Annotated in this window: 30 protein-coding genes; 14 read left to right on the forward strand and 16 right to left on the reverse strand. The window is 60.3% G+C overall.

Annotation, left to right across the window (positions count from 1 at the left end):
• Positions 1-3 precede the first annotated feature (3 nt).
• Together EDE05_RS13515 and EDE05_RS13520 are read left to right on the forward strand one after the other, a co-directional pair.
• Entirely contained in the window at positions 4-393 is a 390-nt protein-coding gene (locus EDE05_RS13515; protein WP_134101418.1) for a hypothetical protein, read from the forward strand.
• A gap of 198 nt (positions 394-591) precedes the next feature.
• Positions 592-1,005: a hypothetical protein gene (locus EDE05_RS13520; protein ID WP_134101421.1), complete on the forward strand. Its 414-nt coding sequence runs from the start codon at positions 592-594 to the stop codon at positions 1,003-1,005.
• A gap of 142 nt (positions 1,006-1,147) precedes the next feature.
• Here the strand turns inward: EDE05_RS13520 and EDE05_RS13525 are convergent, their stop codons facing one another.
• Positions 1,148-1,846 carry an IS1595 family transposase gene (locus EDE05_RS13525; RefSeq protein ID WP_166675457.1) on the reverse strand — a complete coding sequence of 233 codons (699 nt, stop codon included), beginning with the start codon at positions 1,844-1,846 and terminating at the stop codon, positions 1,148-1,150.
• Between the two features lie 578 nt (positions 1,847-2,424).
• On the opposite strand from EDE05_RS13525, the gene EDE05_RS13530 reads away from it, so the two are divergent.
• A complete protein-coding gene (locus tag EDE05_RS13530) occupies positions 2,425-2,667 on the forward strand; it encodes a helix-turn-helix transcriptional regulator (RefSeq protein WP_105371715.1) in 243 nt (80 codons plus the stop codon).
• Positions 2,664-4,025 carry a type II toxin-antitoxin system HipA family toxin gene (locus EDE05_RS13535; RefSeq protein WP_134101427.1) on the forward strand — a complete coding sequence of 454 codons (1,362 nt, stop codon included), beginning with the start codon at positions 2,664-2,666 and terminating at the stop codon, positions 4,023-4,025. Before EDE05_RS13530 ends, EDE05_RS13535 begins: the two co-directional genes overlap by 4 nt.
• Before the next feature lie 215 nt (positions 4,026-4,240).
• Here EDE05_RS13535 and EDE05_RS13540 read toward each other — a convergent pair whose 3' ends face one another.
• Positions 4,241-4,738, reverse strand: coding sequence for a GNAT family N-acetyltransferase (locus EDE05_RS13540; protein ID WP_134101431.1), 498 nt, complete (start codon positions 4,736-4,738; stop codon positions 4,241-4,243).
• Positions 4,739-4,853: 115 nt separating this feature from the next.
• Here EDE05_RS13540 and EDE05_RS13545 point away from each other — a divergent pair, with 115 nt between their 5' ends.
• Positions 4,854-5,327: a hypothetical protein gene (locus EDE05_RS13545; protein WP_112802727.1), complete on the forward strand. Its 474-nt coding sequence runs from the start codon at positions 4,854-4,856 to the stop codon at positions 5,325-5,327.
• A gap of 2 nt (positions 5,328-5,329) precedes the next feature.
• On the opposite strand, the gene EDE05_RS13550 is transcribed toward EDE05_RS13545, so the two are convergent.
• The 3 genes from EDE05_RS13550 to EDE05_RS13560 all read right to left on the reverse strand — a co-directional run bounded on the left by EDE05_RS13550 (position 5,330) and on the right by EDE05_RS13560 (position 6,880).
• Positions 5,330-5,998: a hemolysin III family protein gene (locus EDE05_RS13550; protein WP_112802725.1), complete on the reverse strand. Its 669-nt coding sequence runs from the start codon at positions 5,996-5,998 to the stop codon at positions 5,330-5,332.
• Between the two features lie 135 nt (positions 5,999-6,133).
• Entirely contained in the window at positions 6,134-6,454 is a 321-nt protein-coding gene (locus EDE05_RS13555; protein WP_134101434.1) for a TraR/DksA C4-type zinc finger protein, read from the reverse strand.
• Positions 6,455-6,469: 15 nt separating this feature from the next.
• The gene (locus tag EDE05_RS13560; RefSeq protein WP_134101437.1) at positions 6,470-6,880 is read right to left on the reverse strand and encodes a universal stress protein; all 411 of its coding nucleotides are present in this window, start codon (positions 6,878-6,880) and stop codon (positions 6,470-6,472) included.
• 202 nt (positions 6,881-7,082) lie between these two features.
• Between EDE05_RS13560 and EDE05_RS13565 the strand changes: the two genes are divergently transcribed.
• Positions 7,083-7,946 carry a VOC family protein gene (locus EDE05_RS13565; protein WP_134101440.1) on the forward strand — a complete coding sequence of 288 codons (864 nt, stop codon included), beginning with the start codon at positions 7,083-7,085 and terminating at the stop codon, positions 7,944-7,946.
• A gap of 88 nt (positions 7,947-8,034) precedes the next feature.
• A complete protein-coding gene (locus EDE05_RS13570; protein ID WP_112802717.1) occupies positions 8,035-9,195 on the forward strand; it encodes an AI-2E family transporter in 1,161 nt (386 codons plus the stop codon).
• A 5-nt stretch (positions 9,196-9,200) separates the two neighbouring features.
• Here the strand turns inward: EDE05_RS13570 and EDE05_RS13575 are convergent, their stop codons facing one another.
• On the reverse strand, positions 9,201-9,593 hold the full coding sequence (locus tag EDE05_RS13575) for a DUF930 domain-containing protein (protein ID WP_105371732.1): 393 nt from the start codon (positions 9,591-9,593) through the stop codon (positions 9,201-9,203).
• 416 nt (positions 9,594-10,009) lie between these two features.
• On the opposite strand from EDE05_RS13575, the gene EDE05_RS13580 reads away from it, so the two are divergent.
• The 4 genes from EDE05_RS13580 (at position 10,010) to EDE05_RS13595 (ending at position 13,626) form a co-directional block, all read left to right on the forward strand.
• Positions 10,010-12,118, forward strand: coding sequence for a S9 family peptidase (locus tag EDE05_RS13580; protein WP_134101443.1), 2,109 nt, complete (start codon positions 10,010-10,012; stop codon positions 12,116-12,118).
• Positions 12,119-12,152: 34 nt separating this feature from the next.
• Positions 12,153-12,665 carry a DUF1697 domain-containing protein gene (locus EDE05_RS13585; RefSeq protein WP_134101447.1) on the forward strand — a complete coding sequence of 171 codons (513 nt, stop codon included), beginning with the start codon at positions 12,153-12,155 and terminating at the stop codon, positions 12,663-12,665.
• A 13-nt stretch (positions 12,666-12,678) separates the two neighbouring features.
• Entirely contained in the window at positions 12,679-13,218 is a 540-nt protein-coding gene (locus EDE05_RS13590) for a hypothetical protein (protein ID WP_134101451.1), read from the forward strand.
• A 138-nt stretch (positions 13,219-13,356) separates the two neighbouring features.
• Positions 13,357-13,626, forward strand: coding sequence for a hypothetical protein (locus EDE05_RS13595; protein ID WP_134101454.1), 270 nt, complete (start codon positions 13,357-13,359; stop codon positions 13,624-13,626).
• 55 nt (positions 13,627-13,681) lie between these two features.
• Here the strand turns inward: EDE05_RS13595 and dmeF are convergent, their stop codons facing one another.
• From dmeF to EDE05_RS13610, 3 genes are all read right to left on the reverse strand, one after another.
• On the reverse strand, positions 13,682-14,674 hold the full coding sequence (gene dmeF / locus EDE05_RS13600; RefSeq protein WP_134101457.1) for a CDF family Co(II)/Ni(II) efflux transporter DmeF: 993 nt from the start codon (positions 14,672-14,674) through the stop codon (positions 13,682-13,684).
• A 30-nt stretch (positions 14,675-14,704) separates the two neighbouring features.
• The gene (gene dmeR, locus EDE05_RS13605; protein ID WP_112802707.1) at positions 14,705-14,977 is read right to left on the reverse strand and encodes a Ni(II)/Co(II)-sensing transcriptional repressor DmeR; all 273 of its coding nucleotides are present in this window, start codon (positions 14,975-14,977) and stop codon (positions 14,705-14,707) included.
• 74 nt (positions 14,978-15,051) lie between these two features.
• A complete protein-coding gene (locus tag EDE05_RS13610) occupies positions 15,052-15,258 on the reverse strand; it encodes a hypothetical protein (RefSeq protein ID WP_105371739.1) in 207 nt (68 codons plus the stop codon).
• An 84-nt stretch (positions 15,259-15,342) separates the two neighbouring features.
• Between EDE05_RS13610 and EDE05_RS13615 the strand changes: the two genes are divergently transcribed.
• Positions 15,343-15,759, forward strand: coding sequence for a helix-turn-helix domain-containing protein (locus tag EDE05_RS13615; RefSeq protein WP_112802705.1), 417 nt, complete (start codon positions 15,343-15,345; stop codon positions 15,757-15,759).
• A gap of 211 nt (positions 15,760-15,970) precedes the next feature.
• Positions 15,971-16,468 carry a GNAT family N-acetyltransferase gene (locus tag EDE05_RS13620; protein ID WP_134101460.1) on the forward strand — a complete coding sequence of 166 codons (498 nt, stop codon included), beginning with the start codon at positions 15,971-15,973 and terminating at the stop codon, positions 16,466-16,468.
• A gap of 19 nt (positions 16,469-16,487) precedes the next feature.
• On the opposite strand, the gene EDE05_RS13625 is transcribed toward EDE05_RS13620, so the two are convergent.
• From EDE05_RS13625 to EDE05_RS13650, 6 genes are all read right to left on the reverse strand, one after another.
• Positions 16,488-16,820, reverse strand: coding sequence for a type II toxin-antitoxin system HicB family antitoxin (locus EDE05_RS13625; protein WP_105371742.1), 333 nt, complete (start codon positions 16,818-16,820; stop codon positions 16,488-16,490).
• Positions 16,817-17,071, reverse strand: a complete 255-nt coding sequence (locus EDE05_RS13630; RefSeq protein ID WP_105371848.1) for a type II toxin-antitoxin system HicA family toxin — start codon at positions 17,069-17,071, stop codon at positions 16,817-16,819. The genes EDE05_RS13625 and EDE05_RS13630 overlap by 4 nt, the downstream gene beginning before the upstream one ends.
• A 40-nt stretch (positions 17,072-17,111) precedes the next feature.
• Positions 17,112-18,029, reverse strand: coding sequence for a cytochrome c (locus tag EDE05_RS13635; RefSeq protein WP_134101463.1), 918 nt, complete (start codon positions 18,027-18,029; stop codon positions 17,112-17,114).
• A 64-nt stretch (positions 18,030-18,093) separates the two neighbouring features.
• Complete coding sequence (locus EDE05_RS13640; protein WP_112802697.1) at positions 18,094-18,537, reverse strand: cytochrome c; 444 nt, start codon at positions 18,535-18,537, stop codon at positions 18,094-18,096.
• 164 nt (positions 18,538-18,701) lie between these two features.
• On the reverse strand, positions 18,702-19,145 hold the full coding sequence (locus EDE05_RS13645) for a cytochrome c (RefSeq protein WP_134101466.1): 444 nt from the start codon (positions 19,143-19,145) through the stop codon (positions 18,702-18,704).
• Between the two features lie 165 nt (positions 19,146-19,310).
• On the reverse strand, positions 19,311-19,943 hold the full coding sequence (locus EDE05_RS13650; RefSeq protein ID WP_132410568.1) for a LysE family translocator: 633 nt from the start codon (positions 19,941-19,943) through the stop codon (positions 19,311-19,313).
• Positions 19,944-20,076: 133 nt separating this feature from the next.
• Here EDE05_RS13650 and EDE05_RS13655 point away from each other — a divergent pair, with 133 nt between their 5' ends.
• Positions 20,077-20,769: a YafY family protein gene (locus EDE05_RS13655; protein WP_134101470.1), complete on the forward strand. Its 693-nt coding sequence runs from the start codon at positions 20,077-20,079 to the stop codon at positions 20,767-20,769.
• Between the two features lie 30 nt (positions 20,770-20,799).
• Here EDE05_RS13655 and EDE05_RS13660 read toward each other — a convergent pair whose 3' ends face one another.
• Entirely contained in the window at positions 20,800-21,642 is an 843-nt protein-coding gene (locus tag EDE05_RS13660; protein WP_134101474.1) for a metallophosphoesterase, read from the reverse strand.
• Between the last annotated feature and the right edge of the window lie 115 nt (positions 21,643-21,757).

Below are 21,757 nucleotides of genomic sequence, written 5' to 3' on the forward strand. Positions count from 1 at the left end.
GCGATGGCAGTGCTTGGCGAAGAGGACAAGGCGTGGCAGCCACTCCTGCCGCATGAGATCGCCGCTGTTCTGGAAAAAGCGCCGTTCCCCTGGTGGATCGCCGGCGGTCATGCAATCGAGGCTTTCGTCGGCCACACGGTCCGGCCGCATGGGGACATCGACATCCTGATGCTCAGAACGGACCGTGTGGCGGCACGGGCACAGCTGAAGGATTGGGACTGCTGGGCGGCCGATCCGCCCGGGACCCTGCGCCCCTGGCGAGAGGATGAGACGCTGCCCGCCACGGTCGATCACATCTGGTGCCGCGGGCACGCCGACGACGCCTGGCGCTTTCAGCCCATGTTTGACGACGGCGATGGCGAGACATGCGCTCGCGGCGCTGTCCCTCGGTAGTTCGTCCGGTTTCGGAAATGGGATGGCGGCATGCAGGCGGACTTTTCTACCTCGCGCCGGAAATCCAGCTTTTCTACAAAGCGAAGTCTCCAAGGCCGAAGGATGAAAAGGACTTTTCCGCAATTAGGCAGCAACTGCCACCAGACTCCTGGTCGCCTGAACGCATAGGATCCTCGCGATCCTATGGAGTGGTTGCGAATGGTTCTTGTTGCAGACGAGTTGAAGCGGAAGCGGGCCGAGATCGGTGCCAAGATCGAGGAGCTGCGGGCGAAGATCGTATCGCTGGAGAGGCAGCAGGCCGCGTTCGACGTGGTCATCCCGTCCTACGAACCGGAATACTCGCCTGCCGGGACACCTCGAGCCGCCACCTGGCGCAAGCGCCAAGGCGTCATTGAAGTCTCGGAGTTGCTGAAGGATGTCGATCGCCGTGGCTTCGTGCTGCGCACGCTCCGCGAAGCCGCGCACCCGATCACGACGGCGGAGTGCGCCAAGGCCTTCGCACGCGAGACTGGTCTGGCCGAAGACGACGCCCGGCTCGGACAGGTCGCAAATCGATTTTCCCAGACGCTCGACCGGCTTGCCAGGACGAACCGTGTCCGCCGTGCCGGATAGGCTGACGGGTGTCGCTACCTCTGGGAAGTCGCGGCGTAGGTGTCGGGGTTTTCGCCGCCGTCCCAGACCAGATCGGGCGGATGCCGACCCTGCCAGTAGCCGCAGAGGTTCCGCGACGTCTTCCGGGACATCGCGAAGTGGATCATCCCCAGAGCAGCATGCCGTTGTCGACGTGGCGGTTGTCCTCGCCCCAGGCGATCTCCGCCGCATACCAGTCGAAGTACCGCACCGAGAAGCGGTGATGGATACCGACGTAGGACCGCTGGATGCGGCTGAAGAAGCTTTCGACGTGGTTCGTGTTCACTCCGCCCTTCGTCTGGTACTCCTTGCTGTGGTTCACCCGGAACAGGTCCTGCAGGCCTGCCAGGTCGTCGTACGAGAAGCGCTCGTCGGCATGGATGCGCGATCCTTTGCGGACGTGCTTCCTGACGAATTCCCATGCCTCGTTCGGATGCTCGCTACGCACGACGCGGGTCAGCGTCCGCTCTCGGCCGCGGCCAAACGGCGTCTTCTCCCGGAGCGTCAGGATCGTGAGGCGCATGAAGTTCTGGTACTCGGGGCGGCGTCGGTCGACGCGATCGCGGTTCTTCTGCTTGATGTGACCGCCGGCGTACTTGCCGTCGATGTGGATCTCGCCCTCCAACATCATCCGGAACCGTCGGGTCGCGACCGCCTCGCGCATCTTCATGAGCAGCACCCATGCCGTCTTGTACTGGACGCCGAGCTCGCGGGAGAGTTGGAGCGCACTCTTGCCTTTGACCGAGTTCACCGAGAACCAGAGGCCAGCCAGAATGTCCTGGAAGCTCATCTTGCGGAAGGCGAAGACCGTGCCGGTCGTCACCGAAAATTCCCGGCGGCAGGCCGGCATTTGAAGCGCCGACGCCGGATCTCCCAGCAGTTCGTATGCGAACAGCGGACGCAGGTCGGTCGCCCTTCCGTATCCGGCCAGCGGATGAGGCAGAACGCCTTGGAGGACTTGGCGTCGTCGAACGAGCGGAGATGGCTAAGCGTGAACGTCCGGCAATACGGGGACAGCAGGAAGTGCTGGTTTCCCCAATATTTCTACCCTCCGGAGGACCTCCAGATCGGGTGCGGCCTTGCGCGGCTGCGGAATGACGGACGGCAGGTTGTCGGAGACCATGTTCAGTTCCCTGTAGGATACGCGATACGACGGGACCTCGCCGGGTGCGGCGAGCGGAAGTCAGCGTCGTCGTATTCGTATGATCCGGAACATGCGGCGGAACATACCAGGGTGGTCGTCAGGAGTCGATCGCGAACGGCTCGGCGTTATCATCTGCTTGCAAAAATCTTAATTGCGATTATGTTAGCACTAAAGGCCACTATTCGCGTTTAGGTGTTATTATGTTCGCATTTAAGATGTCATCCCCCGTCGAAGTCATTCGAGGCTTGTCGGAAAGAATGAAGCGCCGAAGAATCCAGCACGGACTGACCCAGCGGGAACTGGCGACAAGATCGAATGTCTCATACGGATCACTGAGGTTATTCGAGGAAAGTGGGAAAATTTCGCTCGAGAGTCTCGTGAAAATTGCCTTCGTCCTTGAGGCCGAGGCTGAGTTCGACCACTTGTTTCCAAGTCGGCCGCCGCAGAATATCGATGATGTCGTTGATCGTCCTCTTAAGCAGCGGGTGCGCCGGAGATGAAGTTCAAACCAATCCAGCAGATGAGTGTTTATCTGAATCTCGAAGGGAGCGACAAGAAACTCGGCACACTTGCCTGGAGTGGCAAGGAACGAAGGGCCTACTTTGAGTACTCGGCGGAGTTTCTCGCGGCACCCCTTCTGATCTCGCCATTCCATATGAAGGTCGCTACTGGCTTGATCGCGGCGCCGCGCGACCCGTTCGACGGGCTCCATGGGCTATTTAACGACAGCCTACCTGACGGTTGGGGCCGTCTATTGCTGGACCGTCGTCTCCAGCGAGCTGGCATCGACTACACTCAACTCACTCCTATCGACCGCCTTTCCGCAGTGGGCAGAACGGGCATGGGCGCGCTGACATATGTTCCTGACTTGCCGGACGACCAGAAACAGCCGACCGATGCCGATCTGGATTGGTTTGCTGATCAGGTGGAGCTGGTGCAGACGGAAATGGATGTCGCTGACATCGATAGTTTGCATGGCGCGCAAGGCGGGTCCGCGGGCGCACGGCCAAAGATCATGATCGGCTTCAACAGGGTCGAAAACACATGTGTGTTGGACTACGGCCAGCAGTTGGATCCGGGGTACGAAAGATGGATGGTCAAGGCTCCCAGTTCTGACGACCCGCGCGAAATCGGCGCCGAGGAAAAAGCCTACGCGTTCATGGCGGTAGCTGCGGGACTGGAGATGGCTGAGACCCGCCTGTTTGACACCCGTAAGGGAAGACGACTTTTCGCGACAAAACGGTTCGATAGGACACGTGCCGGCAGGCTCCACATGCACACGGCAAGCGGCCTGTTGAATGCCAGCCACCGCGAGGCATCACTGAACTATGAGCAACTGCACAAGCTTACGCATATGATGACCCGCGATGCCGGGGAAGTTCTCAAGATGTTCCGAAACATGGTGTTTAACGTCTATGCTAGGAACCGCGACGACCATGCGAAGAACCACGCTTTCTTAATGGACGGGAATGGTCGGTGGTCATTGGCGCCTGCATACGACCTTACCTTTTCGTCCGGGCCAGGCGGAGAACACAGCGCCGCAATCGCCGGAGAAGGAAGAACGCCTGGATTGCCTCACCTCTTGGCGGTCGCCAGGGGGGCCTCGATCTCGGATCAGGATGCCAAGGATGTTATAGAGCACGTGCGAACGGCCGTCGATCGATGGCCGGAGTTTGCTGAAAAGGTGCAACTATCCAGATCCCGTACCGCTGAACTGGACAATTTCTTGAACGGTAATAGGCCAATTCATACGCTTGGCGTGTCCTATGATCGGAATGACTACAGCATTTCTGGACCAACGCGAGCAGTCAAAACCTCAAGCGACGATGATATGGAGGGGTTCAGCCCGAAGCGCTGAATCCCTCTTACAAGTTTGGTGGCAGTTGCTACCTAATTTCGGACTTTCCGCCATCCTGCCTCTCTTCGGCAAAGTGCGGAAGGCCTGGCTGCGCGAGGCGATCATCATCGCCTATGGGGCAGAAAATGCGTGGCTGGCGAGGCTTTAGAGACCTTCCTCGTCCGGGAACAGGATCTTCTCGTAGTCCGGGCACCGTTGAGGACGTGAGTATGGACTCACCCCGAGACCTTCAATTCCATGCAGGTGAGGTCGAGCCAGCGGCCGAACTTGGTTCCGACTTCGGAGAATTTTCCGGCGATGCGGAAGCCGAGCTTCTCATGCAACCGAATCGAGGCGTCGTTTTCGGATTCGATCGCGGCGATCATCACATGCATGCCATTGGAGGCGGCGCGGGCGATCAGTTCCTGCATCAGCAGCCGGCCAATGCCGCCGCCCCTGGCATCACGGTGTACATAGACCGAATGCTCAACGGTATGACGATAGCCATCGAAGGCCCGCCAATCGCCATAGGATGCGTAACCGGCGACCTTGCCGTCCAGTTCCGCAACCAGCACCGGAAAACCTTTCGCCTTTCGGGCGGCAAACCATTCCTTCCGGTTTTGAAGATCGACCAGCACGTCGTTCCAGATGGCCGTGGTATTGGCAACGGCGTCATTATAGATTTCCATGATGATCGGTAGATGGGCTTCGGTTGCGTCGCGCACCAGGGTCATGATTTTTGTCCATTATAATATCTCTTTATCCACTTTAGCAGACGCACATCACTTGTCCACAATTGTTGCGGAACCGCTCTTCTGGTAAAGCCGCTATCGGGAATGGAGGATTGGAATGCGGGTTTTCCTGGCCGCATTGGCAACACTTGCCGCGGTGTCGGCGCAAGCGGCCGAGTGGCAGACCTATTCCAACGACCGTTATGGCTTTACCGTCGAGCTGCCCCCCGGTTTCGTCATGCAGAGGGCGCCGGACAACGGCGATGGCGGCACATTTCTCGGCAGGAACGGTGACCGGATCTTCGTCTTCGGGACCTTCCTGGTCGACTTGTTCTTTGACGATGAAGCGAGGAACCGCATCGCTCAGTTGAAGAAGCTCGGCTGGGATATTTCCTATTCGCGGATCGAGCCGGATTGGGCGAGCTATTCCGGCACCAAGGGAGACCGCATCCTCTATGTCCGCGGCAACTGGCTGTGCAAAGACGCAGCGGCCTTCGTGCATCTGGAATACCGCAGCCGGGATCGCAAGGCCTATGATGCGATCGTCAAGCGGATGATCGCAAGCCTCAAACCCGTCGGCTGCCCCGAGTAAGGTCAGAGCCCGCCGCCCGACAGGCTGAAACAGGTCATCACGGCGCCGTAATGCACCGCGGCGGCGGCGACGACGAAACCATGCCAGATGGCGTTTTGAAAGCGCAGCCTCTCCCAGACGTGGAAGATCACTCCGAGCGAATAGATGAGGCCGCCAATCACGATCAGCCAGACGGTGACCGCCGGCAGATAGGTGGAAACGGGGCCCATCACCATCACACCGCTCCAGCCCATGCCGAGATAGAGCAGGATCGTCAGCTTATCGTAGCGGCCGGGAAACAGGCATTTCAGCATGATACCGACGACAGCCGTCACCCAGATCGCCAGCAGCATGGCGAAGATCCAGGCGTCCCCCGAACCGCGCTGCAGAAACGGCGTATAGGTCGCGGCAATCAGGATGAAGATCGCCGAGTGGTCGAAACGCCTCAAAAACCATTTGGTGCGGGAGTGCGGCCAGATGTTGTAGGTGAAGGAAATCGACAGGCAGAGAACGAGGCCGAGGCCATAGACCCACGCGGCGATGATCTCGCCATGGCTCGACCAGACAGTCGCATAGAAGATCAACGCCGTTGCCCCGACCAGCGCGAAAACGATCCCGATGCCGTGGATGATTCCATCCGCGACGATCTCGTGAAAATCGTAATGCCGTCCGAAGTTGAAGAGTTCGCTCATCCTGCCTTCCGCCCTCCCGATCCAAGAATGGCCATAGCAATGGCGGAAGGCAAGAGACAAGCGCTTCACATTAGGTTTTAGGTTTTAACCTTCCGGCTCAGCCTTCCAGCGTAAACCGTCCAATGTAAACTCCGGTTAAGCCTCGCCGGCACAGGCTTGACACAGCGGCGTATGCGGTACGGTGCCTAGTCGTCTTTCGGCGATCGGCTGGCCGCATTTCGCACAGATGCCGAAGGTGCCGGCATCGATCCGAGCCAGTGCGGCATCGATCGCAACGAGCTCCTTCTCGCCGGCCTCACCCAATTCCTCGAGCACTTCGTCATTGTTGCGCTCGACGGCGCGATCGTCGTCATCAGGGTTGCGCGGCGTGGTGAAATCCTGCTCGATCCGGCTCAGCCGGTTCTCAAGCTCGGCCTTGCGGGCCTTGAGGATGCTCTGATATTTGGCGGTATTCATCTCGACAATTCCTTCTCAGCGGTCGATCAGAACCGAGCATTTCGCGTGGCGCACGACCCGGTCGGCCGTGGCGCCGATGAAGTAGTTGGAAATATCCGGCACATGGGATGCGACGATGACGAGATCGGCCTTGCGCTGTTCGGCCGCGGCGAGAATCTCCCGCGCTGGCGAACCCTGGCGTATCTCGATATTGGCCGGGAGGCCGACTTTTTCGCGCAGGTTCAGAAGAAGCTGCTCGGAGTCCTGGCGCGCCCTGACCATCAGGTCGACCGAGACATCGGCCACGTAATAGCCGGGAAGGTCTTCCACCACGTTGAGCAGAACCAGGCTGCCACCCTCATCGAGAAGCGTCGCTGCCTTACGGAAGATCCTCTCCCCCTTCTCCAGTTGAGCTACGTCGACAGCAACGATGATTTTTGCGTACATCTCACTTTCCTCATTCGTTTTCCCCATTTTTCTAGGATCGTCCCGAGGGAACTGCGTTGATCGAAGTCAACGAAGAGCTATCCGGTTGTTCACTTTTACGAAACGATGCATCGCCGTTTTCTGGCCTTTTGTGAACGCAGCACCTGCGCCATATCATATCGCAACACGGCATCGGCCGGCTAATCAAACGAGGATTTTTTCCATGACCGGCAACGTTCAATCTTTCGCACTGACGCGTCCGGCGCATGTAAAGGGCGCGCATCTTATCGTCAGCGATCTAGGCAGGGTTTCCAGCTTTTATCAGCATATTATCGGGCTGCGGGTGCTCGAACGGAATTCGAGCGGAGAGATACTCGGGGTCGCGGGCCAGCCACTACTGACGCTCTCAACCGGCAACAACGTCGCCGCGGCGCCACGCAATGCGGCGGGCCTGTTCCACACCGCCTTTCTGGTACCTAACAGGCAGGAGCTCGCCCACTGGCTGGCCCATGCCGCCCACAACAACGTCCGCCTCGACGGCGCCTCGGACCATCTGGTCAGCGAAGCGATCTATCTTTCAGACCCGGAAGGCAACGGCATCGAGATCTATCGCGACCGAACGCCCGAAGAATGGACCTATCACCATGACGGCACGGTAGAGATGGCGACCGAACGGCTGAACCTGCAGGCGCTCTACGAGCTCGCGCCTAAGGAGAACTGGGGCGGCATGGCGGACGGGACAGCTGTCGGCCATATCCACCTGCAGGTGGGCGACCTTCCTGAGGCGGACGCCTTCTACCGGGACGTTCTCGGCCTGAAGGTCATGGCCCGTTATCCGGGTGCGCGCTTCTTTGCCACCGGCGGTTATCACCACCACATCGCCGCCAATATCTGGAACAGCCGCGGCGCCGGGGTCCGCCAGGGCAACATGACCGGCCTTTCGGACTACAGCATTGTCTTCAACGAAAAAGAGGCGCTCGACAGGGCGCTCACGGCGCTCGACCGCCAGGAGATCGCCGCTACCAAAACCGCCGAAGGATGGTCCCTGAAGGACCCCTGGGGCATCGGCCTGACGCTCGCAGCCTGACCTTTGCCGCATTTCCTCCCATGGAAGCGGCGTTCCGGAACCGGAGCGCCGCTTTCGCGTTGAAAGGCATCACGGGGACAGCTGGAATATGGCGATCTTGGGTGCGCACGGCGCCAAGCCGAAGAAACAGCCGCTGGAGCTTGCGTTAAACCGCAAGGACACAGCGGGCATCTATCCGGAAGAAGACGAGGTTGCCGAGCATCTTCCGCTCGGTCGTGAGGCGCTCGACGTCGCCATGGCCTGGGCGGTGATCGGCATCTTCGCAATCGCTTTCTTTGCCCTCGTTCATTACATGTCGATGATCCTGATCCCCGTCACGCTCGCCGTGGTGGTGGGATTGATTCTCGGGCGTGTAGCCGACCGCCTCGGGGAAGCCGGCGTGCCGCGTTTCGGCATCGCGTTCATTCTGTCCACGCTCGTCTTTGCCGTGCTCTTTGTGATCATCAACTCGCTGGTGGAACCACTCAGCACGCTCATCAAGGAAGGCCCCAACTTCATCGAGCGGACGATCAACCGGATCATGCCCTTTCTCGAAAGCCAGCACTGGCTGAACATCTCGCCTGCGACCTTCGAAACCGGGCCGATGTCGATGCAATCGCTGCTCGAAAACTCCAGCAACATCTTAGGCGTGATCACTGCCAATCTGACGCCGGCGATCATCCAGGGGCTGATCTTCTTCGCCGCGCTGCTGCTCTTCCTCTACGGGCGGCTGAAGCTGAGGAGAACGATCATCCTCGCCTTCCCGACGCGGCGGCAACGGCTGATGGCAATCCGGGTGCTGAACTCGGTCGACGAAGTGCTGGGCTATTACTTCGCCACTGCCAGCGTTCTCTATCTCGCGCTCGGGGTGTCGATGACGCTGATCGCCTATTTCGGCGGCCTCGCCATGCCGATGCTCTGGGGCCTGTTTGCGTTTCTGTCGAGCTTCATCCCGTTTCTCGGGATCACGCTGATGACGCTTTCGGTTGCGGTTGCCGGCATCCTGACGCACGACGCCCTGTTTATCGGACTTATCCCCGCCTTCATCTTCTTCTCCGTACACCTGGTGATGGAGAACCTGATCTTTCCCGCCATCATGGGCCGGCAGTGGGAGATCAATCCCTTCCTGGTATTCGTCGCCATCCTGTTCTGGACCTGGATGTGGGGAGCGGTCGGCGCCATGCTGGCGCTGCCGCTCTCCCTCATCATGATGACGGCACTCTCGGAACTTTTCCCCGAGCGCAAGACGACGCCCCATCTGCCGGGCTGATCGCCTCAGTCATAGAGAAAGTGCTGCTCCCACTCGTTGCGGGGCACCTTCGAGCCGATCTTGTAGTCGAAGGACATGACCGTCAGGCCTTCCTCGCCCGTCTCGCATTTGTATTTGAGACGGTACCAATCGCCGCCGCTGCGGAAAACGGCGCCGGGGGCGCGGATCGAATTGCCGGCCTCGATCGGGTCGGCAAAGGTGTAGGCGATCACCTTGTCGGGCTTGTATTCGCCCTCGGCGTCTTTCTTGATGCGGTCGATCGCTTCGAGATCGCAACGCTGTTCTCGGCGTTCGTCGGGTGCAAGCGCGTCGAGCTGTTTGGCGATGCGGGAGTCGAGGGCATGTGCCGGCAGGGCGGAAAGAACGAACAGAACCGCCAGCGACCAGTGTTTCTTCATAGCATTTCCTATCCAATCTGACTCGGACGGCGCGGAAACTAGGAGATGGATCACCCGTTGACCACCTACCAGAGCGGGAAATAACCTGACGTGATCAAGTTGGGGGACAGCGGGATCAAGTAACTGCGACCTTGCAAGCGCTTTGGCTCTGGTACGCCCGTTGCTTGTTTTATCATCGGCGTCACGCTGCATTTAACAGCGATGAAGGTGCTTGAAAGGCTGAATAGATGATCGAGAACCTTATGCTGCTTTTGCCCCGATGGTCGGGCTGCTGTTGATTGCAGCTTTCGTCTATTGGCAGAACGAACGCGACGCAAAGCGCCAGGACAAGAAATAACGCGCCGACCTTCCCGCTTGCCTCCAGCGCAAGCGCCCCCTATCTCTGGCACTCCTTTCAGACAATCCGGAGTGCTTCCTTGGACACCGCCTCGAAAAAGCCCTTTGCCCATCTTCCCGCGGCCCCCGTCGCGCCGAAGAAGCCGGTCTCCGACAGCCGCCACGGCATTGACCGCTTTGACGACTATGCCTGGTTCCGCGCCGACAACTGGCAGGCCATGTTCAAGGATCCGTCGATTCTCGACCCGGAGATCCGCAAGCATCTGGAAGCGGAAAACGCCTATATGGAAGCGGCGATGGGCGATACGGCGGACCTGCAGAAGGTGCTGTTTGCAGAGATGCGCGGCCGCATCAAGGAAGACGATTCCTCCGTTCCGATGAAGGACGGTCCTTTCGCCTACGGCACGCTCTACGTGACGGGCGGAGAACAGCCGCATTATTTCCGCACGCCCCGCGATGGCGGCGAAAAGCAGATTCTGCTGAACGGTGACAAGGAAGCCGAGGGCAAGGACTATTTCCGCCTCTCCGGCATCGACCACACCACCGATCATGCCAAGGGTATCTGGGGCTACGACGACAAAGGGTCGGAATATTTCACGCTGCGCATCCGCGACCTTGCGAGCGGCGAAGACCTTTCGGACGTCTTGGAGAATACCGCCGGGGGCGGCGTCTGGGCGCCGGACGGCGAGAGCTTTTTCTACACGCTCCAGGACGAAAACCACCGTCCGTCCAAGGTCTTTCACCACATCGTCGGGACACCGCAATCGGAAGATCGTCTCGTCTACGAGGAAGAGGATCCGGGCTTCTTCATGGGCGTCGGCGGCTCGTTGCTCGACGACTTCATCTATATCGACATCCACGACCACGAAACTTCGGAATATCGGCTGCTGTCGACGAAGGATCTCAGCGCCCAGCCGATGCTGGTCGCCGAACGGGTGGAGGGCGTGGAATATTCGATGACGGAGGGCGGCGACGTCTTCTACATCCTGACCAATGATGGCGGAGCGAAGGATTTCAAGATCGCCCAGGCCCCGGTCCTGGCACCCGGCAAGGAAAACTGGACGGAGGTCGTGCCGCACGAGCCGGGCCGGCTGATCATTTCGCATATGGCATTCGCGCGCCATCTCGTCTGGCTGCAGCGCAAGGACGGCCTGCCCCAGATTATCATCCGCGACCGACAGACCGGCGAGGAACATGCGATCGCGTTTGCCGAAGAGGCCTATTCGCTCGGACTGCAGGGCGCGGCGGAATACGACACCAACATCATCCGCTTCTCCTACTCCTCGATGACGACACCATCGCAGCTCTTCGACTACGACATGGCGACGCGCGAACGGGTGCTCCTGAAGACCCAGGAAGTCCCCTCCGGCCATAACCCCGAGGACTATGTGACGCGCCGGGTGATGGCGCCGGCCCATGACGGAGAACTGGTGCCGGTTTCGTTGCTCTATCGTAAAGATACGCCGCTCGACGGCTCCGCCCCCTGCCTTCTCTACGGCTACGGTGCCTATGGCATCACCATCCCGGCCGGCTTCAACACCAACAACCTGTCGCTTGCCGACCGCGGCTTCGTCTTTGCCATCGCCCATATCCGCGGCGGCAAGGACAAGGGGTTTGCCTGGTACGAAAACGGCAAGATGGAGCATAAAGAAAACACGTTCAAAGACTTCATCGCCGCAGCTGACTATCTGAGCGAGCAGAAATTCACGTCTTACACGAAGATCATCGCCGAGGGCGGCTCGGCTGGCGGCATGCTGATGGGTGCTATCGCCAATATGGCGCCCGAAAAATTCGCAGGCATTATCGCCGCCGTGCCTTTCGTCGACGTACTTAACACCATGCTCGACGACACGCTGCCGCTCACGCCCCCGGAATGGCCCGAATGGGGCAATCCGATCGAATCGCTCAACGAGTATCAATGGATCGCCGCCTACTCTCCCTATGACAATGTCGGTGCAAAGCCCTATCCGCCGATCCTGGCGCTTTCCGGCCTGACGGACCCGCGCGTCACCTATTGGGAGCCGACCAAATGGGTGGCGAAGCTGCGCGAACAAGCGCCGGAGGCAGGCCCCTATCTTCTGAAGACCAATATGGCAGCCGGCCACGGCGGCAAGTCCGGCCGCTTCCAGCGCCTGGAAGAGATCGCCTTCGAATATGCATTCGCCATCAAGGTGGCGGGGAAGATGTAGAGGCTGGAACAACAGATCCCGGGAGGTGAGGACGATGACCGTCTATGTGGCCCTGCTGCGGGCGGTAAATGTTGCAGGCACCGCACTTCCGATGGCCGAACTCAAGGCGATCTGCGAGGATCTCGGGTTCGAGGACGTGAAAACCTACATCCAGAGCGGCAATGTCCTGTTCCGCTCGGACGACAGCGAGGCCGCGGTCGCGGCAAAGCTCGACGAGGCGCTCGGAAGGAAATTCGGCAAGCGGCCGGGCGTCATGGTGCGCACGACGGAAGAGCTGGAGGCGGCAGCGGCGAACGCGCCCTTCCCCGATGCCAAGCCGAACTTCCTGCTCGTCTATTTTCTGCCGGAAAAGGCATCGACCGACGCGCTCAAGGGCATGGTGGCGCCGGATGGCGAGGAGGCGGTCGTGGCCGGACGGGAAATCTATGTCCATTATCCAAATGGCTCCGGCCGTTCAAAACTGAAAGTGCCGGCGCTCAAACCCGGCACGTCACGCAATCTGAACACGGTCCGCAAGCTCGCTGAACTGGCGCGAGCGATGGAATAGGCAAGCGGGCGGCATGGCGGGCATCATCATTCCGAGCGTCTGTTTCGCCGTCATCATCTATGTCGTCGGGACGATCTCCTGGTCCATCTGGCGACAGCGCAGGAGCACGCCTGCCGACTGGCCGCCCTACCCTCTCATCAACGCCAGCGACGAGGAGATGGATAGTCGAGCGGCCGAACTGCGCGACTTGCTGTCCTGCAAGCCGCTCGGCGCGGAAAGGGCGCGCCAGCTCTGGGACCAGTTGCAGCGAGCGAAAATCGGCGAAGGCCTGATTCACCAATTCCACCGCGACTTCTGCGGCCACGGACTGATCCGCACGGATGCCGGCATTGTTCTTTGCGATATCCAGGATGGCTGTTTTCCGGGCGCGGCCATCGCCACATGGTCTACGGAGGAAGAGTTCGTCGCCTTCTTCTCCCGCCAGAGCGATTTCACCATGAGCGGCTGGGATCCGGCCGAACCGGTCTTTTTTACCGAGGACAGCCGGTACCGGAACAATCAGCGGCTGACGACGACGATCATCGACGGATTTCTCCAAGGCATGAACATATAAGGAACCGGCGCGAAGCACGGGCCGGTTGTACTTCTTTGTCAAGAGTCCGCCGTCAAGCCAAAACACTCGCCGCAAGCCTCGCGCAAGCTTCAGACGTTAACCCTTCGTTAACCATTCTGAACACAGGCGCGTTTTGCCATGAAGATCGATAGCGGCCTCAGCGGCTATTATTATCCCAACCGGACGCAAGAGGTGGACCGGAAGACGGAAGAAGCGCCCCAACGGGAGGCGCTGCCCATTCAGCGCTCTCCCAACGCGTTGACCGGCAGCAGCACGCTGCTTTCCTCATCGCTTGCCAATGCGCTCTGGGTCATGGAAACCGGCGAGACCGGTTCGTCTGTAGCCGAGCAGTCGATGCCGGCCGTTCCGCAGGACTGGGTCGAAGGTATCTACCAGGAATTCGCCTGATCCTTTCCGATCCACCGAAAAACGGAAACCGGTTTCCGTTTCTCCCCAAATTGCTTTATGCCGCATCCGCCGGCGTTACCTCCACCGTGACATGCGACAGGTTCGTCATCTCCCGGAGTTTCTCCTTATAAAAGGAAGGCGGCCGCGGTTTTGGCGTTATCAGGGCGACGATCGCCGCATGATGCCCCGGCCCCACCTGCCAGACATGCAAGTCGGCAATCCGGTCTTCCTCCGTTTCCACGTTCCGGCGGATTTCGCCGGCAAGGTCATCGTCATCCGGCTGGGCATCCAGGAGAACCCCGGCGGTGGCGCGGATCAGTCCCCAGGACCAGCGCGCGATCACGAGCCCCCCGACAATGCCCATCACCGGATCGAGCATATCCCAGCCGTAGCTGCGCCCTAGAATCAGCGCCAGGATCGCCAGCACCGAGGTCAGCGCGTCGGCGAGCACATGCAGGTAGGCCGCGCGCAGATTGTGGTCTTCGGCATGATGGGCGTGATCGTGCCCGCCGTGATCATGCCCGTGGTCGTCGCCGTGGCGATGGCCGCCGTCATGTCCATGGGCATCATGATGATGGTGATGGCCATGATGGTGATCCTCTCGCAAAAGCCAGGCGCTCAGCAGATTGACCGCCAGCCCCAGGATGGCGACCAGAATCGCCTGGTCGAAATCGATCGGAACAGGACGGGCGAGACGAATGGCGCTTTCCCAGGCGATCAGAAGCGCGATCAGCGCCAGTACGATGGCGCTCGCAAATCCCGCAAGATCGCCGAGCTTGCCCGTCCCGAAGGTATAGCGCGGATTGCGGGCCTGCCGACGGGCGTAAACATAAGCGAGCGCCGAAATCAGCATCGCACCCGCATGCGTCGACATATGCCAGCCATCGGCCGTCAACGCCATCGAACCGAAGATCGAACCGGCGGCAATCTCCGCCACCATCATCGTTGCGGTCAGCGCAATCACCAGCCAGACCCTGCGTTCGTTGCGCTCGTGATCGGCGCCGAGAAATACGTGGTCGTGCTTCAACTCTTCGACGGAATGGGCCATCGCGGTTCTCCCCTTTTTTGTCGACCCCGGTTAGCGGATATAGGTTCTGAGCGCCTCGGCGAGTTCTTCCGCCGCCTGCGCCCTCTCTTTCTCATCTGCAGCGTGCAGAACGTGCTCATGAAGGTGATCCTCCATCACCTCGCCGGTGAGGCCGGCGAGCGCGCCGCGAATCGAAGCGAGCTGACGCAATACTTCACCGCAAGGCGCCTCCGCCTCCAGTGCCCGTTCCACCGCCTCCATCTGCCCCTTCAGCCGGCGCACCCGCGCTAGAAGCTTTGACTTTTCCCGAATGGTATGGGCCATGGGTTGCTCCGAAAGGTAATATAGGGGGGTAGGCTACTTGGAGTCTTATCAGAATGCAAATTGGGTCATGCCGTCTAGCGCGAAGACGTACCCCCCACGAAGGAGCCGCCTCCTTCCCGCTCGTCCCAGTGCCGCCGATCCGCCGGCGAACGCCTGAGGACCTCTATCGCCAAGACCAGCCAGAAACCGGCAGCGATGGCGACGAGCACCCAGAAGGCCCGGAAATGACCTCTGGAAAATTCTTCGAACCTGCCGTGGCAATATCTGCAGCTTGCGTCCATGACGTCACCTCTCCGCTTGCGCCTTGTTCAGTGACCACCTAGATAATTCCTATAGTCACTAGAGCTTCAAGAGGAATTTTCGCCATGTTGTCGATCGGTAGTCTCTCAAAACGCACGGGCGTGAAGGTACCGACCATTCGCTACTACGAGCAGATGGGCCTCTTGAAAGCGGCCGAACGCTCGGAAGGCAATCAGCGGCGCTACGAAAGGAGCGATCTGGAGCGGCTTGCCTTCATCCGCCATGCCCGCGACCTCGGCCTCGACATTCCTGCAATCCGCGAGCTCATCCGATTGAGCGAACATTCGCAGCAACCCTGCGCCGATGCCGACAGGATCGCCGCCGAACATCTGGCGGCGGTGCGCGAAAAGATCGCAAGGCTGAGGAAGCTGGAGCAGGAACTCGACCGGATCGTCTCCCATTGCGACGGCGGCCATTCGATCGAGGAATGTTACGTGATCCGCGCCCTATCGGATCACGGACTTTGCGAGAGTGAGCACTAACGGGCCGTCGGCCATTCTTAATCGCGCTTGACAAGTTCCTCGATCGGGAGCATTCAACGCGCATGATCAAGACGCGCACCATCATCGCCTGCTCGTATTTTTGGGCCTACCTCTAAGGGGCGGCTCGACAGATCATCATGTCAACAAGCCGCCGTCAGGCGGCTTTGTTCATGAGAAACGGCACCTGACGGCGAAATAAGACCGAAAAAGGATGCCGGAAATGACCGAAGATACCGAAATCTCACTGCTCAGACCGCCCGTTGTGACCATCCGCAGCGCGAAATCGCGAGACCTGCCAGAACTCAACGAGCTGATCGCGGCGCTGGCCGCCCATCACAACGACCCCGCCGCCATCACGCCCGAAAAGCTGGAACGCGACCTTTTCGGTCCCATGCCCTGGATCACCGCGCTTGTTGCCGATACCGGTTCGGGATTGATCGGTTACGCCATTCTCGTGCCGCTCTACAGGGCCCAGGAAGGCACACGCGGCATGGACCTTCACCATCTTTTCGTGCGCGACGGTCATCGCGGCCACGGCATCGGCCAACACCTCGTCGCCCGCGCCCGCGAAATCGCCAAGAACGCCGGCTGCGACTACCTTTCGGTCAGCGCCGCGACCGGCAATTTCGCAGCGCACCGCTTCTACGAGCATATGGATTTCAAGCCGCGCCCGGTGACCGGCATGCGCTATATGCAGGCGCTGGCATAAACGCGCGACTGGCCAAGGTCTATCCGGCCGCCTTGGCCAGTACCTCTCCTGCCCACTCATTTAGGCTTTTGCCGGCAAGTTCCGCAGCTTGAGCGGCGCGCCTATGGATTTCGGGGCTCACGCGGAACATCATCTTTCCTGAATAAGGTTTCTGCGGTTCCTTACCGACTTTGGCACAGGTCTCGATATAGTCGTCGACCGCTTCACGAAAAGCAGTCCGCAGTTGGTCCACACTATCCGCGTGGAAACCGACACCGTCGCGGATGCCGGAAATCTGGCCAAACAGGATGCCGTCCTCGTCATCGTATTCAATACGAGCGGAGTAACCCTTGTAAGTCATTACATTTGTCATGGCATTATCCCTAGACGGATCAAGTAAGTACGTGCTGCACGCACTTGATAGCGCTTTGCTTCCTTAGCTGGATGCGGTCGATGGAAAGTCTCGATCTCCCCGTCCCTGTCAAAACGGACACGAGACCCGCTCCCCTCAATGACGACGCAACCAGCAGCAACAAGCAAGCTCTCGATAGCCGCCCATTCGAGCGTTCCGGATACCGGATCCCTAAAGACAGCTTCCAGTGTCTTGCGGTGCTTGCCGTTCATATAGACAAAGTAGTAGATGATAGCATTTTTTGCAAGCACCTCACTCTACGGGCGGCACCGCCTTCAGATAAGCCGCGATAGCTTCCAGATCGCTCTTCGGCAGATGCGCGATGTTCTGCTGGACCTCGACCATGGAGCCGCCGACGCTGTCGAAGTCGGGCGTGAAGCCGGTTTCGAGATAGGCGGCAATGTCGCCGTCGCTCCAGGACCCGACATCCTTGCTCCCAGAGGTGATATTGGGGATGCTGCCCTTGCCTTCCGGATTTGGACCGCCGGCCAGCCAGCGGTCGGGCTGGAAGCCGCCCATGGGGTCGCGCGGTGTATGACATTCGCCGCAATGGCCCGGTCCTTCCACGAGGAACTGACCGCGCTTTACTTTCTCATCGGTCGAAGCCAGCGCAACGCGCGGCTGGTCGTTGAAATAGAGATATTTCCAGACGCCGACGCCAAGGCGGATATTGTAGGGGAAAGCAAGTTCGTGCGGCGGAGCGGCGTTGGAATTTGCCGGCAGCGTCTTCAGGTAACCGAAGAGATCGTTGATATCCTTCGCCGAAAGGCGGGCATAGGAGCCGTAGGGAAAGGACGGATAGAGATGCTCGCCGTCCGGACCGACACCGCGGGTCATGGCGTTGCCGAATTGCGCCAGCGTCCAGTTGCCGATGCCTGCCTGCGGGTCCGGGGAGATATTCGGGATATGGAAGGTGCCGAAGGGACTGGGCAGCGCGCGTCCCCCCGACATCACCTTCAAGGCGTCTCCCTTGGCGCCGGTCGCGGCGTGACAGCCCGCGCAACCGCCGGCCCAGAACAGCTGTTCGCCGGCGCCGAGATCCGGATCCCCGAGATTGGCCCAATAGCTTTCCGGATGAGGATCGGGTTTCGTGAGCGCCCAGGCTATCCCGGCGCCGACCGCCACAACGACCGCGCCGGCCACCAAGACTTTCGCCCACCGAGACGCCATGATCTTCTCCTTGAAAGTTCGTGAAGGCCGGCGGCGGACCGCCGCCGGCGTCCGGTCCCACCGATCAGTTCATGGGAGCCCGGTAGGTCTTGTGACAGTCGGAACAGATCGGACCCAACCGTCCCAATGCTGCCGCAACACCTGCCTTATCGGCCGGCATGGATGCAAGCAGCGCATCGGCTTCCGACCCGAGCTTTGTCGCCAGAGCGCGGAAGTCATCCGGCTTTTCCCAAATCGCCGGTAGCGCCTTGGTCTTTCCTTTGTCCGAGCCTGCCGGAAATTGCTCCGGAAATGCTTTGATATTGGTGCTGATGGTCGTCAGCGCCGTTTTCACAACCGTCGCATCATATGGCTTCTCGCCCTTGGCGATCGCACCCAGAGCGCCGGCCGACTGCCCGTTTTCCTTCATCAGCTTTTGCCGGGCAGCGATCGCATCCTCCTGCGCGACCGCCGTGGACAGACAGAGACAGGCGGCAGCCGCCGCAATGGCATAAGACCTCAACTGCATGTGCACATTCCTCCCGTGAGCCGGCAGGGCCGGCCTGTTGACAACGGCTCACGATGCGATGGGTGCTCGGCGGGAGGAAGTAACAAGGCAGTGATAATATTCAATATTTCGCAATAGACGAAGGGCCGGAACGGCGGAGCGGCTTGCAGCCGCCCCGCAAGCGGCTACTTCTTCACGCGATAGGTCTGGTGACAGTCGCTGCAGCTGCCTCCAAGAGCGTTCATCGCCGAGCCGACGCCGGCCTGATCGGCCGGGACGGCGGCCAGCAGCTTATCCGCTTCGGCAGCGAGCTTTTCCGCCTTGGCGTGGAAGTCCTTGGGGTTCTGCCAGACCGCCGGAGCAGCTTCCGTTTCCGAACCTGCTTCCGAGCCAGCAGGAAATTGATCGGGAAAAACCTTCATGGTCGTGCTGATGGTCGTCAGCGCCGCTTTTACGGTCTCGGCCTCGTACGGCTTCTGACCCTTGGCGATGCCGCCGAGCGCGCCGAGTGCGCCGCCTACGGCTTTCATCTGGCTCTGGCGCCGAACCTGAGGTTCCTCCTGGGCAATGGCAGCGGACAAACCAAGACAGCCGACAACGGCAGCGAGGGCAATCGATTTAAGTCGCATGAAAGACATTCTCCTCTTTGGCATCGAATCCGGGCGGTCTCTACGATGCGCCGCACCATGACCGTCCGGCCGATGACAAAGAAGTAACAAAACGGTGAGATCGCCTTAGGAATCAAATCTCTAGCTGGGGGCCGCTGCGGCGTTCGCTCCTCGGCTGAGCAGCTATCACCCCTTCAAGCCCTCCCACAGGGTGAGAAGCGAGACGCCGAGCAGCAGCAGGCCGGCGGTCCGCCCGACCCAGATGGTGGCGTTGCTGTTGCCGACGAGAAGCGTTCGAGCCCTGCCGGCCACCACTGCCAGCCCGCCATAGATCGCGAGTTGGGTCGCCGACGTCATCACCGCCATGACCGCTGCCTGCGGCGCGAGGGGACCGAAATCGGGGCGCAGGAACTGCGGATAGACCGCGAGCATGAAGAGATAGGCCTTCGGGTTGATAAGGCAGGTGACGGCACCGCGCCGGAACGCATCCCAGTTGGAGCGGGTGTCGGCAGGCCCTACGTGATCGACTGTGATGGAACTGCGGATCAGGCTGATGCCGATCCAGGCCATATAGAGCGCTCCGAGAATAAGGAGCGGCCTGAACAGCACCGGCATCAGGCTTGCCAGCAGTCCGACGCCGATTGCGCCGTAGAGCGAATGCACCAGCCCGCCCAGCATGATGCCGGCGGTGGCGGCAAGACCGGCAGTCCGGCCACGGGTGAGTGCATTGGCGAGCACGAAGATCATGTCCATGCCCGGCACCACGATGATGCCGAAGAGGAGGGTGAAGAAGAGCCAGAGGTTTTCCGTATAGGTCATGTCAGTTTCTCTTGTCGCACTTTTGGTCTCCGGAAAGGGGAAACCTTGTTTTTCAACCGGATATGAGGTCCTATACGTCAAGCCAACTGACAGCGTTCTGTCAGTTGGCGTCATTTCGGCGACAGGAAAAAGCATGCGCAAGGCGTCGCGCCTCTTCGAGATCATCCAGATTCTGCGACTTGCCAGGAAGCCCGTGACGGCGGCCGAAATCGCGGCGCAGCTCGAGGTGACGGTGCGCTCCATCTACCGGGATATTGCTGCACTTCAGGCGATGCGGGTGCCGATCGAGGGTGGGCGCGGCATCGGCTATATCCTTCGGCCGGGCTTTACGCTGCCGCCGCTGATGCTGTCGATCGAGGAGACGGAGGCGATCGTGCTGGCGCTGGCGCTTCTCGAGCGCACCGGCGACACCGGCCTCAAACAGGCGGCCAAGCAGGTGAACCGCAAGATCGCCGGAGTCGTGCCGCCGCCGCTCGCCGGGCTGTTTTCCGACAATGCGCTGCATGCCTGGGGTTCGCCGGCACCGGTGCCGGAAGCGGTCGACCTTGCCATGGTGCGCCGAGCGATCCGCGACGAGCAGAAGCTGGCGCTCGACTACCGCGACGAGCTGGGCCGGGCGACGGAGCGGACGATCCGGCCGATCGCGCTCATCTATTATTCGCAGACCGCCAATATCGTCGCCTGGTGTGAGCTTCGACAGGCGATCCGCAATTTTCGCGCCGACCGGGTGGAGCATTGCGGCCCAGCGGACGATTTCTTCCACGGCCAGGGGGAGAGACTGAGAGCCTTGTGGGTACAGGGCTGGACCGCATCGGAACCAGCCTGAAGCCTGTCGCGGTCCGCGGGATACTCCACATTAGAAGGAAAGCGTGCGGCTTTCCTCACGTCCATGACCGATAATCTCCATGCGGTCGGGAAAAATTTCGACGACGGCGAAGGTGTTTTCCGTCTCGGTATCGACCATGCCCTTAAAATTGATATACCAGGTCGTGCCGTCGCGGCCGAGATTTCCGGCATGGTTGTGGCCGTTCAGATAGGCCAGCACATTGCCCGAACGGGCAAATAGCTGGGTGAGCCGCTCGTGGTCCCAGAGGTTATGTTCGTTTGCCGGATAAAGCGGATAGTGCCCCATGACGACGACCTTCTCGCCAGCCGCATCGGCGCGTGCCAGCGTGTCTTGCAGCCAGGCGAACTGTTCCTCGCCGATGCCGCCGTTCCATTCCCTGGCGTTGATCGCGCCCGCGGCCTGCAGCGCCTCCAGCCGCTGCTGCGCCAAAGTATGGCGCGGATGGCCGCCCGGCGTCGAAAACAGACTCACCTCATTGCCGTCGATCACCACGAAGCGGACTCCGCCCCGGGAAAAATCATGCCAGGGCGCCGGCATGCCGAGCCGCGCGTGAACGTCGTCCAGCCGCTCCGGCGACAGGAAAAAATCGTGGTTTCCGGGGAGCAGGAAACTCTCGTGGCGCAGGCCCTCATAGAGCGAGAGAACCGCGTCGTAGCTCTCCCAGTCGCGATCGATGAGATCGCCGAGCGTCGCTACGAAGGATAGATCCTCATCGTTCAGAATGCCGATGGCCTGCTGAAGTTTGGCCAGGCTGTTGCGATAATACCGGTCAAGCTCCGCCCAGGGCTCGGCATCGGCATATTGCGGATCGGCGATGATGCCGAAGCGGAGAAGAGGTTTTTCGTGGGGCATGAAGCGGGAATAGACCGGCGTTAAGACAGGTATGTGACAGGTACGTCGATAGCGGGGACGCAGCGCCGCCGCAACAGTCAGAAGGCAAGTTCGTCGGGCGACTTCACCGGCACCT

The organism is Neorhizobium sp. R1-B (assembly GCF_004368875.1).
In the GTDB taxonomy this organism is placed as follows: domain Bacteria; phylum Pseudomonadota; class Alphaproteobacteria; order Rhizobiales; family Rhizobiaceae; genus Neorhizobium; species Neorhizobium huautlense.